This window comes from Tessaracoccus caeni (assembly GCF_029211185.1).
GTDB classification, from domain to species: Bacteria; Actinomycetota; Actinomycetes; order Propionibacteriales; family Propionibacteriaceae; genus Arachnia; species Arachnia caeni.
On sequence record NZ_JARGDO010000022.1, the window covers coordinates 1 to 13,779 of the forward strand.

Here is a 13,779-nt window from a genome sequence, read left to right on the forward strand (position 1 = left end):
CGGCATCGCGATCCGCAACGCCATCAACCTACTCCGAAACGCCGGCGTCACCGTCACCTTCCCCAGCCCCACAGAAGCGGTGGTCACCTAACTTTCGTATGAGCACCCGGAACGAGCCCCGAAGCCGGAGCCTCGAAAAGAGCGAGCGTGACCGTTGGCAGAGTCTGCTGTTCGGCCGTCGGCTGGCTCTTTTCGAGGCTCCGCTGCGCTCCGCACCTCAAAGAGCGTGGGGTGCTTCGCGCTCGTCCCGATTGTCGAGGCTCGTTTCGCTCGCGCCTCAGAGAGAGGGGGTAAGCTCCGCTCGGACGATGGCGGCGGCCTCGGTGAGGTGGCGCAGGGCCGGGTCGACCTCGCCGTAGCCGCGGGTCTTCAAGCCGCAGTCGGGGTTGACCCACAGCTTTCCGGCCGGCAGCGAGTCCAGGGCCGCGCGCAGCAGATCGACCATCTCCTCGGTGCTCGGCACACGCGGGGAGTGGATGTCGTAGACGCCTGGGCCCAGCGCTCCGCCGAAGCCGTTCTCGGCGATGTCGGCCAGTAGTTCCATCCGGGAGCGGGCGGCCTCGATGCTGGTCACGTCGGCCTCCAGACCGTCGATCGCGTCGATGATCTCCCCGAACTCCGAATAGCAGAGATGGGTGTGGATCTGGGTATCCACCCGTACACCGCTGGTGGCCAGCCGGAACGATTCCACGGCCCAGGCCAGGTACGCCTCCTGCTCGGCGCGGCGCAGGGGCAGCGTCTCGCGCAGTGCCGGCTCGTCCACCTGGATGACGGCGATGCCCTCGGCCTCCAGATCGGCCACCTCGTCGCGCAGCGCCAGCGCCACCTGATCGGCGGTCACTGAGCGTGGCTGGTCGTCGCGCACGAACGACCAGGCGAGCATGGTCACCGGTCCGGTCATCATGCCCTTCACGTGCTTGTCGGTGAGGCTCTGCGCGTAGGCGGCCCACTCGACGGTCATGGGACGCGGGCGGTGCACGTCGCCGTAGAGCACGGGCGGGCGCACGCAGCGGGAGCCGTAGGACTGCACCCAGCCGTGCTCGGTGGCGGCGTAACCGTCGAGCTGTTCGGCGAAGTACTGCACCATGTCGTTGCGTTCCGGCTCGCCGTGCACCAGCACGTCCAGCCCGATCGCGTTCTGCAGCTCGATCACCGAGCGCACCTCGCGTCGCATCTCCTCGACGTAGCCCGCCTCATCCAGCCGGCCGGCGCGATGCGCAGCGCGAGCGGCGCGCAGCTCGCGGGTCTGCGGGAAGGAACCGATGGTGGTGGTGGGCAGCAGCGGCAGCCCGAGTCGCTCGGCCTGCGCGGCGGCGCGCTCGGGACGGGGCTCGCGGCGACGGTCGGCGTCGGTCACCTCGGCCAGGCGCGAGCGCACCGACTCATTGATCAGACCGGGGATCGAGGCGCGACGGGCCAGCGCGGCGTCAGAGGCATCGAAGGCCGCGGCGCTGGCCTCCCGACCACCGTCGACGGCGCGCTGCAGGGCCACCACCTCGGCCAGCTTCTGATCGGCGAAGGCCAGATTCTCCCGTAGTCCGGCGTCGAGTGAGGTCTCACGTTCGGAGTCGTAGGGGACGTGCAGCAGCGAGCAGCTGGTGGAGACGCTCCAGCCCTTGCCGGTGTCGCGCCAGGAGTGCAGATTCTCCAGTCGGGCAGTGAGGTCGGCACGCCAGATGTTGTGACCGTCGACGGCGCCCAGCACGAGCAGGCGCTCGTGGATGCCGGGGATGTTGCGCACGCGCTTGGGGTCGATGCCGCTCAGCAGGTCGAGCGCGATGCCCTCGACGCCGGAGGCGACGACGGCCGGCAGCGACTCCACCGGATCGGCGAAATAGGTGGCCACCAGGATCGCCGGCCGCGCCGTCAGATCGGTCAGGCGATGGTAAGAGCGTCGGAATGCCGCCTTCTCCTCACGGGTGAAGTCGCGCACCAGGGCCGGCTCATCGAGCTGCACCCACTCGACGCCCGCCGCGGCCAGTGCGCCTAGCAGCTCCTGATAGACGCCGATCAGATCCTCCAGGCGATCCAGTGGGTCGTAGCCCTCGGGGGCGTCGTCGGCCGCCTTGGCCAGCGCGAGGAAGGTGTACGGCCCGACGATCACCGGCCGGGCATTGATGCCGCGGGCGCGTGCCTCCTCGAACTCGGCCAGCGGCTTGGCCGCGTTCAGCGAGAACTCGGTGTTCGGGCCGATCTCCGGCACCAGGTAGTGGTAGTTGGTGTCGAACCACTTGGTCATCTCCAGCGGGGCGACCTCGGCGTTGCCCCTGGCCATGGCGAAGTAGCGGGCCGCGTCGAAGCCGGCCAGCTGGTGGTCGCCGGTGACGGCTTGGAAGCGTTCCGGCACCGCTCCCACGAGGACGGACGTGTCCAGCACGTGGTCGTACCAGGTGAAGGTGTTGACGGGCACGGAATCGAGGCCGGCCGCGGCCATCGAGGCGATGCCATCCAGGCGCACCGCGGTGGCGGTCTCGTCGAGCGCCGTCGCGTCGATTCGGCCGGCCCAGTAGGCGTCGAGCGCTTTCTTCAGTTCGCGGTTGCGGCCGATCCTGGGAAATCCGAGCGCCGTGGCGCCGATGGGTGGGTACGTAGTGGTCATTGCTCATCCCTCGCGAGCTCGTCGTGGAGCTGGCCTGCGACGGCGTGAGGGTAGGAGCGACCGCGGGGCGCGAGACCCCGTCGTCGTGACCCCTCCCACGAGGATCGCAGACCATCCGCACCCGGGCGGGTGCGGCGCGGTGGCAGGTATTCGGACTCGCGGACAGGCCACCTGGAGGTGGTGTTCCTACTGGCCGGCGCTTCCCAGGCTGGTGCCCAGTGCTGATGCCGGCGGTCGTTTCCGCATACCGCTGCGGGGCAGTCCCGGATTCTCACCGGGTTCCCTCTTGGAAGCCTCCCACTGCTGTGTGAGACCTCGTCGACATCGCACCCGTCCGTCGTCGATCGCTCGACGCCGGGCTTCGTGGGTGCGATGAACCAGCCGCTGAGGGAAGTGTTGCACACGCCGACCGGCCGGCGCTGACCGGGTCCGGCTCCTTCACGACCAGCGAACACGAGCACAAATCTGCGCCTACGCCTCGGCCTCCCTTATATAGCGAGGCCTTCGCGTATGCGCAGATCTATGCACAGAAGAACGGGTGGTGGGTCCGATCCCGGCTTGGGAGGAATGCCTGCGAATCCGTGGGCAAGGTACCTGCGAATCCTTGGGCAAGGTACCTGCGAATCCTTGGGCAAGGTGGCACGAGGGCGAGCAGCACCTACTGGTCGGAGCACTTTTCCGGCCTACGTTTCCTGCGCAACCACTTCTCGACCGCCCCGACTTCACCGTCGCGACCCCCGTCGCCCTCCCCGAACTGGTCGCCCAACTCCCCGACGCCGTCACCCTCCGCGCCGCCTGACCCTGTCGCGCTCTCCTCCGTCGTTGCTCCTCAAAGAGAGTCTTGCCGAGGTTCTCGTCGGGCCCTTATCGCAGTAGAAGGGCGACCATGGGGGCTGGGATCGCCCAAGTGGGGTGGCTCACGTCGAGGATGTTGCGGGTGGCGAGGACACCGGCACCGTACTTGTTCTCGATGACCTTCGCTTCGGTGCGCCAACCGTGGCTGACCCACTTGCTCTCCAAGGGAGTGGTCAGGCGTGGGCCGTCGGCGGTAGGGAGGGTCACCGGGGCTAAGTCGATCTCTTGGCCGGATCCTGTGCGCAGGTACCCGATGGTGTCTCCGACCGTGAAGCGTCGCTCTTGCAGGTCGTCGAGCGCGATGGCCAGCGACGTGGCCAGTGCGGCTTCCGAGAGCGACGGTAGCTCGGGCTTGGCCAGGCCTGCGCGGAGTCGGGATGGTAGCCAGGCGAGGAGCGGGTCGGTGAGGTAGTACTTGGCTTGTGCTCCGACGACGATCTCGCCGTGTTCGTTGCGTTGCGGGCAGCGGAGTGCGGCAAAGGTGGCGATCAGGCGGTTGAGTCGTCTATCAAACTGGTTCTTGGAGTTGTATCCGAGGTCGCGTGCCGTCTTGGTGAGGTTGAGTGGGCTTGTTGTCCGCGTTGCGAGGCCTTCGAGGAGCAAGGGGACGGAGTCGGGAGTTTCGTCATCGGCGAGGTCTGCGATCAGCCATGCCTCGAGGTCGCGCAGGTAACCCGGCGAGACGTCGCCGTTGGTGATGTGTCCGTATACCGCGCGAGGGAAGCCGCCGCAGGTCAGGTACTCCTGCCAGGCCAGGTCGTAGTCATCCACCAGGAAGGACAGCGACTGGAGGGCTTCGCGCACGCTCTCCGATTGGAGATCCCGTAGTGATGCGGCCGGGAAAGCAGGGAGGTTGCGGCCAGAGACGGCGAGGAAGTCTCGAAACGACATGGGCATGAGGTGGCGCAGCCTTCGGTGGGAGCCTCTTCCGGCGCGTCCTGCGAGCAGGTCTGCCGTGATGTCGTCAGCCCCAACCCAGCGAGAACCGGTCGCCACCACGGTGTCCTCCCCGACCAGGGTTTGGTCGCGCATCCGCTTTAGCGTCGTGGTCCATCCGCTGATCCCGCTGATCTCGTCAAGCAGCCAAACCCTCGGGCGTGAATCGGGCCGATCCACTGATCGAGTGAGATCACGTCCGAGTGCGAACGCGCGGGCTAGGTCTTGCGCGGTGAAGTCATCTGCGGGGATGTGTATCACCTGGCGTGGATCGACATCGTCGCGTCCGCACAGCGTGGCCGCCGTATCGAGCAGGACGATGGACTTCCCCACGCGTCGCGGGCCTGTCAACACAACCAATTTGTCGTCCACCTGGCCAGTAGCGACGTCGTCCAAAACTGGCGATCGGTAGCCGAGATCGAAGCGAGCCCGATCGCGCAGCAGGCGGTGCGACGACGCCCAAGCTGTGGGCGACACGCCAGTCGCCGAAGCCAGCCACCAGGGGTTGGCCTGTCTCAGGATGGCACGGATCTGGTCATCTCTCACCAGGCCACTATATCTCAGGTGTACCAAAAGGGGGGAGGTTCAAGGTGTGTTGGTGTACCAAAAGGGGGGAGGTCTAAGGGGGTGTGGCGCACCAAAAGGGGGGAGGTCCGGGAGGGTCCGCCGCGTGGATCGGTCGGTTCAGCAGCGGAATCTCGACATCTGCGCCTACGCCCCGGCCTCGCTATATACGGGAGGCCTTCGCGTATACGCAGATTTGTGCCCGGGGCCGTCAGGGGGTGGAGATCTCCAGGAAGTGGCGCAAGTGGTAGGACAGGGAGACGTCGGTGAGGGGCTCGGCCGCGGCCACCTGGGCCAGCACGATGGTGTGGTCGCCGCCGGGACGGAACTCCAGTAGGTCGCAGCGCAACCATGCGGCGACGCCGCTCAACCGGGGCAAGCCGTGATCATCAGTCCAGTCGACGATGGCGAACCGGTCGGCCAGATCCTTCCGGGCAAAGGTGACGGCCGCCTCGGCCTGCCCGCCGCTGAGCAGGTTCACCCCGGCACGACCGGCCTGGCGGAGGTGCTCGATCATCGAGCCTCGGTTGTCCAACGCGAAGAACACCATGGGCGGGTTCACCGACAACGACGCGAAGGCCGAGACGGTCACCCCGTAGGGTGCGCCGTCGAGCATGGTCGTGATCACGGTCACGGGCGCGGGCACCCGGGCCATGCACTCGCGGAAGGCGTCCTGCAGCACAGCGGTGGGATCGGTCACCCGCGTGAGGATACCCCCCAGGGCACTCCAGTTGGCTCAAACTGTCCGAAGTGGCTGCTACTTGGCGTCGTTGTCCTCGTCCTTGTAGATGCCCGGCGCGTCGTAGATAAGGGCGGCGCCGTCGGCTTCCTTGCGCAGCCGCTCGGGGGCGATCACGCGGGCGATGTGATAGACGGCGATGGTCACGATGGTGCCCAGCGCGATGCCACCCAACTCGAACGAGTCGCCGAAGGGAATCTTCACGTCGCCGATGCCGATGATGATGCCGGCGGCTGCGGGAATCAGGTTGATCGGGTTGCCCAGATCGACGTTGTTCTCTTTCCAGATCTTCGCGCCCAGCAGGCCGATCATGCCGTAGAGCACCACGCAGATGCCGCCCAGCACCGCCGACGGGGTGGCCGAGATCACGGCACCGAACTTGGGCGAGAAACCGAACAGAATGGCGACGATGGAGGCCACCACGTAGGCCGCCGTCGAGTAGACGCGGGACGCCGCCATGACGCCGATGTTCTCGGCGTAGGTGGTGGTGGGGCCGGCGCCGACGGTGGTTGCCAGCATCGAGCCGAGCCCGTCGGCGGCGATCGCGCGGCCCATGTAGCCGTCGAGGTTCTCACCCGTCATCTCGGCGACCGCCTTGACATGACCGGTGTTCTCCGCGATCAGGGCGATCACGACGGGCAGCGCGATGACGATGAAGGTCCAGTGGAAGGCGGGCAGATGCAGGCCCACCACGTTGTCGGGGGCCTTGTAGAGCCAGTTGTCCAGGTCGCTCACGGGCGGCAACCCCAGCCACGGCGCGCTCTTCACGGCCGACCAGTCCACCCGGGGCGCACCACTGGCCAGCGGGCCGGTCGCGACGTCGAGGATCCAGCTGAGCACGTAGCCGATGACGAGGGAGATGAAGATGGCGATGCGACCGAAGAAGCCCCGTAGGCCCACCGACAGCGTGATCACGATCAGCATCACGGTGAAGGCCAGCCAGGGGTCGACGGGCCAGTAGACCCCGGCCACCACGGGTGCCAGGTTGAAGCCGATCAGCATCACGACGGCGCCCGTCACCACCGGCGGCAGCGCCCGGTGGATGACTCGCGCGCCGGCGAAGTGGATGATCAGACCCACCATGAACAGCGTGAGTGCCACGACGAACAACGCCCCGCTGACGTCGGCCGGGTTGCCGCCGGCGGCGTAGATCGCGGTGGCGACGCCGACGAAGGAGGCCGACGACCCCACGTAGCTGGGCACCCGGTGCTTCACGACGAAGAGGAACACCAGCGTCGCGAAGCCCGACATCATCACCGCGAGCTGGGGGTTCAGACCCATCAGCAGCGGGAACACGAAGGTCGCCCCGAACATCGCGAACACGTGCTGGGCGCCGAGCCCGATGGTGCGCCCCCAACCGAGTCTCTCCAACGGCTTGACCACGGCCCCCGGTTCGAGGATCCCGTTGTTGTGCAGCTTCCAACCCACCATGTGAGGCACCTTTCGTCCGCCGGAATGATACGGCCTCGGTCGCGCCCTCCTGACGGCGGGCGGGGATACGAGCACAGTAGACTTGTCCACATGGTGCACGACGTCGTGATTCTCGGAGCGACCATCGCCGGGCTGACCTCGGCCAGGATTCTGGCCCGGGCGGGATTCGACGCCATGGTGCTCGACCCCAACCTGGAGCTGCGCAGCGCCGGCATCGGGCACGGAGTGGCGGCGTGCGGGCACGCGTCGACGGTGGCCAATATGGGCCACGCATACGGCGGCGCCGCGGCCAGGGAGCACATCCGGCGCAATCTCGAAGGCATGGCCCAGATCCGCAAGGTGCTGGCCCGAGCCGGGCAGGATCCCGACGAGCGGGTGCTCGTCGACACCACCGGAACAGAGGCCGATGACTTCCAGGAGATCGCTTCCTGGTTCGAGGACGAAGGGGCGGACTACTCGCTCGGCGTGGGCGGATCGCTGGGAGCCACGCTGCTCACCACCGCGCTGATGCTCAACCCCGTCGATTACGCCACTCAGCTGCTTTCGCAAGCCCAGCAGGCTGGTGTGCGCGTCGCGCACGGGGTGACGGTCACCCACCTGAGGCGACGCGAGGGCCTCACCGACGTGCTGTACCGCGACAACATCGCCTGGGCCAGCGACATGCGCGTCGTCTCCGGCATCGCCGTCGTCGACACTCTCGGCGTCAGCCCGTGGGGTCGCGCCGCTCGGATCGGACCGGCCCAATGGGTGCCGACGGTGCGCTGCACGCCTGCCGAGCCCATGGAAGAGGTGCAGTTGATCGGCTCGGGCCCGGCGTGGATGGTGCGTCCCGACGGACAGCAGCACCTGGTGTTGGGGCAGAAGGCCACGCTGTCAGCCATCGACGCCACGACCAAGGCACTCGTCGGATGGGTGAAGGAGCAGGGCTGGAAGGTCGAGAAGGTGGGCCGGCTGGCGATCGATCCTTCCGATCATGGCCGACCCCTCGTCGGCGCCTCCGCCATTCCCGGCGGCTACTACGCGCGCGGAAACGGTCGCGGGGAGCTGATGAACGGCACCGCCAGCGGCACCTACCTAGCCCAGACGCTGATCGGCTGGCGCGACGCCGGCCGCCCGCTGCCGCTCACCTCTCGGATGCGAGCGCAGTCGCGAAAGGCGAGTCAGCGCGTTCTGGAGCGCGTCGGTTTCCACCACCACGCTCTTTGAGGTGCGAGGCCGCCCGCGGCCGAGCCTCGAAAAGAGCGTGACGGTGTGCAGGGGCTTGTGGTCGGTTTAGGTGGTTACGACCGTCGTGTTCTGGATGGGGTACGTACCTCGAAGAGCGTGATCTCTAGATCCAGGTGCCCAGCCACATGCGCATCAGCCAGGCGGGGCGGGTCATCAGGGCTCCGGTGAGCACCGGGTAGATGAAGGCGAAGTTCAGGATCACCACTCCTACGACCGAGCCGACGATCATCGCGCGCAATCGCCGTCGTGGTGACGCGGCGGGGCCGAGGATCCGGCCCAGCACCATGGCGAGGATGGTGACGGTGAACGGCACGATCATGATCGCGTAGAAGAAGAACAGGGGGCGTCCGGCGTACTGGAACCACGGCAGCCAGGTGCCGGCGATCGCGACCAGCGGGAGTCCGTAGCGCCAGTCGCGCTTGACGATCCACAGATACAGCGCGAAGCAGACGGCCGCCGCCGCGGCCCACCAGAGCAGCGGGGTGCCCATGCCGGAGACCACCCGCAGGCACGTGGTGCCCACCGCCTCGCAGCCCTGCTGACCAGGCTCGATGCCGTTCTCGGCGAAGATCCCGATGGGACGCAGCATCAGCAGCCACCCGGCCGGATGCGCCTCGTAGGTGTGCGTCGCGTCGACCATCATGCCGTCGCCGGTATGGAACTCATACATGGAGTGGTGGTACTTCCATAGAGCGCCGAGGGCGGTCCCGAAGCGCTGCACGACGGGGTCGTCGGGGTTCTCAACGCCCCACTGGCGGTAGTAGCCGCCCGAGGTCTGCAACCACCGGAACCATGACGCCAGATAGACGGGGACGGCCACCACGACCAGCTGCACGAAGGCCGCGGGTGCGTCGATCAGCAGTGAGCGCCACACCCGGCGAGCCCCTGCCAGTCGACGGGCGCCAAGATCCCAGAACACCACGAGGATGCCCATGGCGGCCATCAGATAGATCGAGTTCCACTTCACCGCGCACGACGCCCCGAGCAGCAGCCCCGCCGCCACGCGCCAGGGGCGCCACAGCAGCAACGGGCCGAAGGCACCGCCCAGGTCGATCTGGTCGGTGGCGCGGAGATGATCGGCGAGCTTGTGCCGGAACCAATCGCGGTCGGCGACGAGCGCCGACAGAGCGGCGACGGCGAACGTCGCCTGGAAGATGTCCAGCAGCGCGATCCGGCTCATCGTGAAAGCGAGGCCGTCGAAGGTGAGCAGGATTCCGGCGATGGCCCCCACCAGCGTGGACCGGGAGAGGCGTCGGGCCAGGCGGGTGGTGAAGAACACCAGCAGCGTGCCGAAGATCACCGACGCGAACCGCCAGCCGAAGGACGTCATGCCGAACAGCCATTCGCCGAGCGCGATCATCATCTTGCCGAGCGGCGGATGCACGATGTAGTCGGCCTTCTCCTGGAAGCCCGAGAGATCCCCTTGGACGATCTGCTCGTTGGACCCTTCCGCCCAGTCGCGCTCGTAGCCCGACTGGAGGATTCCCCACGCGTCCTTGGCGTAGTAGGTCTCGTCGAACATGATGTCGTTGGGCTCGGCCACGTGATAGAGACGCAGCAGGAACGCAACCAGAGCGATCGCGAGTGCGACGATCCAGCCGGCTCGGCGGTCGGTCAAGCGCCCGTCGTCGAGGGCTTGAATCGTGGTCGGCACCGGGCCAGTCTATGGGCTCCCGCAGATAGGGTTGCGGTCATGGATATGCCTCAAGGCGGCGCGCTGATTCTCGCGGCCACGCCGATCGGATCGAGCACCGACGCGAGCGAGCGGCTCCGCGAGGTGCTCACCCATGCCGACCTGATCGCAGCCGAGGACACCCGGCGGCTCACGACGCTGCTGCGCCGGCTGGGTATCCGTGCGGAGGGGCGGATCGTCAGTTACTTCGAGGGCAACGAGGAAGCCCGCACCGCGGAACTGGTGGCGGCCGTGGAGGCGGGGCAGTCCGTCGTGATCGCCACCGACGCGGGCATGCCGTCGGTCAGCGACCCCGGCTACCTGGCCGTACGGGGCTGCATCGCGGCCGGGCTGCGGGTGACGGCGGTTCCGGGTCCATCGGCGGTGCTGACGGCGTTGGCCGTCTCCGGGCTGAAGGTGGACCGGTTCTGCTTCGAGGGGTTCCTGCCCCGGAAGAGCGGCGAGCGTCGTCGTCGGCTGGAGGCGCTGGCAGCGGAGGAGCGCACCATGGTGTTCTTCGAGGCCCCGCACCGGCTGGCCGATTTCCTCGACGACGCCGCCGGCGCGCTGGGCGCCGGACGAGAGGCGGTGATCTGCCGCGAGCTCACCAAGCCACACGAGGAAGTGGTGCGCGGCACGCTTAAGGAGCTGCGTACCTGGTGCGACGACGGGGTGCGCGGCGAGGTGACCATGGTGATCGCGGGTGCGGAGCCGGCGGAGGCATCGGCGGAGGACGCGCTGGCGCTGGTTCGGCGGCGGATGGCCGAGGGTGAGAAACTGTCGTCTGCGGTGAGCGAGGTGGCGGCCATGACCGGCGCCAACCGCAAGCAGCTCTATCAAGCCGCGCTGAAGGACAAGAACTCGTGACGATTGCCCAAGAACTGGAGGCGCTCGGCCTGCCGGGTCTGCCTGAGCCCTTGCCGCGTCCGGTGATCGACAACCACACCCACGCGGACGAGACCATGAGGGTCTCGAAGCTGGGAGCGGAGTTGTCGCTGCGTGCGGCGGCGGCGGCGGGGGTGAACCGGATCGTCCAGGTGGGCTGCGACGTCGCGTCGTCGCGCTACGCCGTCGAGCTGGCCGAGCGCGATCCCCGGGTGGTTGCGGCGGTGGCGCTGCACCCCAACGACGCCGCCCGTCGATTCCTCGCCGGCGGGGAGTCCGCGCTCGAGGCCGCCCTTGCCGTCATCGAGCCGCTGGTGGCGTCTCCGGTGGTGCGCGCGGTGGGGGAGACCGGCATCGACTACTACCGCACCCGCGACGCATCCGCTCGCGAGGCGCAGGAGATCTCGTTCCGGCGGCATATCGGCTGGGCCAAGGCCGCGGGCAAGACGCTGGTGATCCACGACCGCGACGCCCACGACGAGATCCTCCGTGTGCTCGACGACGAGGGCGCGCCGGAGCGCTTCGTCATGCATTGCTTCTCGGGCGACGCCGACTTCGCCGAACGCTGCCTGGAGCGCGGCGCCTGGCTGAGCTTCCCGGGCGTGACCACCTACCCGTCGGCGCCCAACCTGCGCGAGGCGGCGTTGGTCACACCGCTGGACCGGCTGCTCGTCGAGACGGACGCCCCGTACCTCACGCCTAAGCCCGTGCGCGGTCGGCCCAATGCCCCGTACCTGCTGCCGCACACCGTGCGTTTTCTCGCCGAGTTGCTGGAGGTGGATCTGGCTGAGTTCTGCGACCAGATCACGGCCAACACCTTCGCGGCCTTCGGTGGAAAGTGGGGAGACGATGACTGATACCCCACGCTCCTTGAGGTGCGGAGCGCAGCGGAGCCTCGAAAGGAGCGGACGCTGCGAAAGGAGCAGGCGTTGCGAAAAGAGCCGACGATGGGCAGGTACTTCCAATGACTGATACCGGACTGCTCGACCCGTCGTCGGTCCGCCGCATCGCCGCCGAGCTCGACCTCAAGCCCACCAAGCAACGCGGCCAGAACTTCGTGCACGACGCCAACACGGTGCGACGGATCGTCGGTCTCGCCGACATCACGGCCGACGATGTGGTGCTGGAGATCGGTCCGGGGCTGGGCTCGCTGACGCTCGGCCTGCTGGAGACCGGCGCCGCCGTCACCGCGATCGAGATCGAGCAACGGCTTGCCGAGCGTCTCCCGCAGACCACCCGCGAACGACTGGGCGACGACGCGGCCGAGCGGCTGCGCGTCGTCACCGCCGATGCGCTCCAGGTGGACACGCTGCCTGGTCCCGCACCGACGGCGGTGGTGGCCAACCTGCCGTACAATGTCTCGGTGCCGGTTCTGCTGCGGCTGTTGGAGCTGTTCGACGGGTGGCGTCGCGGTTTGGTGATGGTGCAACTCGAGGTGGCCGACCGCTTGGTGGCCGCCCCCGGCAGCAAGATCTATGGCGTGCCGTCGGCCAAGATGGCTTGGTATGCCGCCGCCAGCCGCGTCGGCACCGTGCCACCCAAGGTGTTCTGGCCGGTTCCGAACGTCGACTCCGGCCTCGTCCGCATCGAACGCCGCGACCCGCCCCCTGGCGACCGCAAGAAGACCTTCGCCGTCATCGATGCCGCGTTCTCCCAACGTCGCAAGATGCTGCGCTCTGCGCTGTCCGGCCTGTTCGGCTCCGCGACGGCCGCCTCCGACGCCATCCAGGCCGCCGGCCTCGACCCCACCGCCCGCGGAGAATCCCTAGCCGTCGAAGACTTCGCCGCCATCGCCGCCCAATTGGGATAGCGCCGAATAAAAGTGGCTGAGAGGGGGTTATGTGTGCAATACGTACAGATACCCCCCTCTCGGCCACTTTTATTCGGCCCTACTCCGGTTGGTGTCTAGTTGGGCACGAGTTCGGCGGCGGGAAGCTGGGTGGTGAGCTTCCGGTCGAAGGTGAAGAGGGTGTCGTCGCGTTGTTCGGCGCGCTGCGCCAGGTGGATGTCCGTGATCGACAGCTTCGGGTGCCGCTCATAGATCGCGATCACGCTGGTCCAGTGTTCGCGATCCGGCTCGAGGTTTGCCTCGGCCATGACGGATCGGACTGCCGCAGCCACGCTCGCGCGGCTGATGCGCAGCACCCTCTCCAGAACGTAGACCACCTCGATCACGGTGGTGTCGTCGACGATGAAACGTGGCCCGGAGTTGAGGAGTGCTGTGGCTCGTTCGGTCTGCTCGGGGACATCGTCGAGCAGCCAACGCAGGATGACGTTCGTGTCGACGCTAGGCACTGAGAGGTTCCGTAGGTAGGTGGCACCTACTGCGGCGCACTGGATGGCGACCTGGCTTCGTTGTCGAACTCACTGGCATGTCCAATGGCAGTTTCGTTCTCCGTCTTGCCATGTCATCCATCCAGCACGTCCTCGCTACGGCGCCACCTACCTACGGAACCTCCTAGCTCCTCCGCCCTTGCGCCCCAGCCGTCGCCGGATTGGGGCACGGTGCCCCAGGTGCCGGCCGCCTCGGCCTCTTCGCGAAGACGCTTGCGGAGTGCGGCGATGTCCTGTGGGGGGTCGATCACGAGGTGGTCGCCCTCGACGCGGACAGCCACTTTCTGTCCTGGGCGGAGGTTCAGCGCCCGCCTGGCCTCGGCGGGCAGCGTGATCTGCCCCTTTGACGTGATAGTGGTATACGTCGTCATAGTGTAAGAATATGCGCCTTCGTCGTACAAAGCGAGGCTGTTGCACGGGGTTGGGATCGCCATACGTCAGGGTTCTCGCCGATTTTCGGCATCAGACAGCGCAAAATCGGCCATTGGCCGATTTTCCTGGATTGCGGGCGGGGTGCTTGGGGTGCTTTGGGGGGCT

12 protein-coding genes and 1 riboswitch are annotated in these 13,779 nt (G+C 67.4%); of the genes, 5 read left to right on the forward strand and 7 right to left on the reverse strand.

What is annotated here, in order from left to right; translation table 11 throughout:
- Nucleotides 1-277 precede the first annotated feature (277 nt).
- Nucleotides 278-2,599: a 5-methyltetrahydropteroyltriglutamate--homocysteine S-methyltransferase gene (metE, locus tag P0D62_RS16265; protein ID WP_275703600.1), complete on the reverse strand. Its 2,322-nt coding sequence runs from the start codon at nucleotides 2,597-2,599 to the stop codon at nucleotides 278-280.
- Nucleotides 2,600-2,740: 141 nt separating this feature from the next.
- Nucleotides 2,741-2,914: riboswitch (cobalamin riboswitch) on the reverse strand.
- A 289-nt stretch (nucleotides 2,915-3,203) separates the two neighbouring features.
- Between metE and P0D62_RS16270 the strand changes: the two genes are divergently transcribed.
- Entirely contained in the window at nucleotides 3,204-3,398 is a 195-nt protein-coding gene (locus P0D62_RS16270) for a hypothetical protein (protein WP_275703601.1), read from the forward strand.
- Between the two features lie 65 nt (nucleotides 3,399-3,463).
- Here the strand turns inward: P0D62_RS16270 and P0D62_RS16275 are convergent, their stop codons facing one another.
- From P0D62_RS16275 to P0D62_RS16285, 3 genes are all read right to left on the reverse strand, one after another.
- Nucleotides 3,464-4,936: an AAA family ATPase gene (locus P0D62_RS16275; RefSeq protein ID WP_275703602.1), complete on the reverse strand. Its 1,473-nt coding sequence runs from the start codon at nucleotides 4,934-4,936 to the stop codon at nucleotides 3,464-3,466.
- 229 nt (nucleotides 4,937-5,165) lie between these two features.
- Nucleotides 5,166-5,654 (reverse strand): flavin reductase family protein, encoded by a 489-nt coding sequence (locus tag P0D62_RS16280; protein ID WP_275703603.1) that lies wholly within the window; start codon nucleotides 5,652-5,654, stop codon nucleotides 5,166-5,168.
- A 57-nt stretch (nucleotides 5,655-5,711) separates the two neighbouring features.
- On the reverse strand, nucleotides 5,712-7,124 hold the full coding sequence (locus tag P0D62_RS16285) for a uracil-xanthine permease family protein (protein WP_406708267.1): 1,413 nt from the start codon (nucleotides 7,122-7,124) through the stop codon (nucleotides 5,712-5,714).
- A 90-nt stretch (nucleotides 7,125-7,214) separates the two neighbouring features.
- Here P0D62_RS16285 and P0D62_RS16290 point away from each other — a divergent pair, with 90 nt between their 5' ends.
- On the forward strand, nucleotides 7,215-8,330 hold the full coding sequence (locus tag P0D62_RS16290) for an FAD-dependent oxidoreductase (RefSeq protein ID WP_275703604.1): 1,116 nt from the start codon (nucleotides 7,215-7,217) through the stop codon (nucleotides 8,328-8,330).
- A gap of 124 nt (nucleotides 8,331-8,454) precedes the next feature.
- On the opposite strand, the gene P0D62_RS16295 is transcribed toward P0D62_RS16290, so the two are convergent.
- Complete coding sequence (locus P0D62_RS16295; protein ID WP_275703644.1) at nucleotides 8,455-9,969, reverse strand: dolichyl-phosphate-mannose--protein mannosyltransferase; 1,515 nt, start codon at nucleotides 9,967-9,969, stop codon at nucleotides 8,455-8,457.
- Nucleotides 9,970-10,044: 75 nt separating this feature from the next.
- On the opposite strand from P0D62_RS16295, the gene rsmI reads away from it, so the two are divergent.
- From rsmI to rsmA, 3 genes are all read left to right on the forward strand, one after another.
- On the forward strand, nucleotides 10,045-10,890 hold the full coding sequence (gene rsmI / locus P0D62_RS16300) for a 16S rRNA (cytidine(1402)-2'-O)-methyltransferase (protein ID WP_275703605.1): 846 nt from the start codon (nucleotides 10,045-10,047) through the stop codon (nucleotides 10,888-10,890).
- The gene (locus P0D62_RS16305) at nucleotides 10,887-11,765 is read left to right on the forward strand and encodes a TatD family hydrolase (RefSeq protein WP_275703606.1); all 879 of its coding nucleotides are present in this window, start codon (nucleotides 10,887-10,889) and stop codon (nucleotides 11,763-11,765) included. Before rsmI ends, P0D62_RS16305 begins: the two co-directional genes overlap by 4 nt.
- A gap of 107 nt (nucleotides 11,766-11,872) precedes the next feature.
- Nucleotides 11,873-12,718: a 16S rRNA (adenine(1518)-N(6)/adenine(1519)-N(6))-dimethyltransferase RsmA gene (gene rsmA / locus P0D62_RS16310; protein ID WP_275703607.1), complete on the forward strand. Its 846-nt coding sequence runs from the start codon at nucleotides 11,873-11,875 to the stop codon at nucleotides 12,716-12,718.
- A 95-nt stretch (nucleotides 12,719-12,813) separates the two neighbouring features.
- On the opposite strand, the gene P0D62_RS16315 is transcribed toward rsmA, so the two are convergent.
- Nucleotides 12,814-13,203 carry a PIN domain-containing protein gene (locus P0D62_RS16315; protein WP_275703608.1) on the reverse strand — a complete coding sequence of 130 codons (390 nt, stop codon included), beginning with the start codon at nucleotides 13,201-13,203 and terminating at the stop codon, nucleotides 12,814-12,816.
- Nucleotides 13,204-13,316: 113 nt separating this feature from the next.
- On the reverse strand, nucleotides 13,317-13,613 hold the full coding sequence (locus P0D62_RS16320) for an AbrB/MazE/SpoVT family DNA-binding domain-containing protein (protein ID WP_275703609.1): 297 nt from the start codon (nucleotides 13,611-13,613) through the stop codon (nucleotides 13,317-13,319).
- Nucleotides 13,614-13,779: the final 166 nt, after the last annotated feature.

What these genes read in the sequence shown, in the direction of transcription:
- P0D62_RS16285 (WP_406708267.1), bottom strand. Translation starts at nt 7,124, where the DNA reads ATGGTGGGTTGGAAGCTGCACAACAACGGGATCCTCGAACCGGGGGCC.
- P0D62_RS16290 (WP_275703604.1), top strand. Translation starts at nt 7,215, where the DNA reads ATGGTGCACGACGTCGTGATTCTCGGAGCGACCATCGCCGGGCTGACC.
- rsmA (WP_275703607.1), top strand. Translation starts at nt 11,873, where the DNA reads ATGACTGATACCGGACTGCTCGACCCGTCGTCGGTCCGCCGCATCGCC.
- P0D62_RS16320 (WP_275703609.1), bottom strand. Translation starts at nt 13,613, where the DNA reads ATGACGACGTATACCACTATCACGTCAAAGGGGCAGATCACGCTGCCC.
- metE (WP_275703600.1), bottom strand. Translation starts at nt 2,599, where the DNA reads ATGACCACTACGTACCCACCCATCGGCGCCACGGCGCTCGGATTTCCC.
- rsmI (WP_275703605.1), top strand. Translation starts at nt 10,045, where the DNA reads ATGGATATGCCTCAAGGCGGCGCGCTGATTCTCGCGGCCACGCCGATC.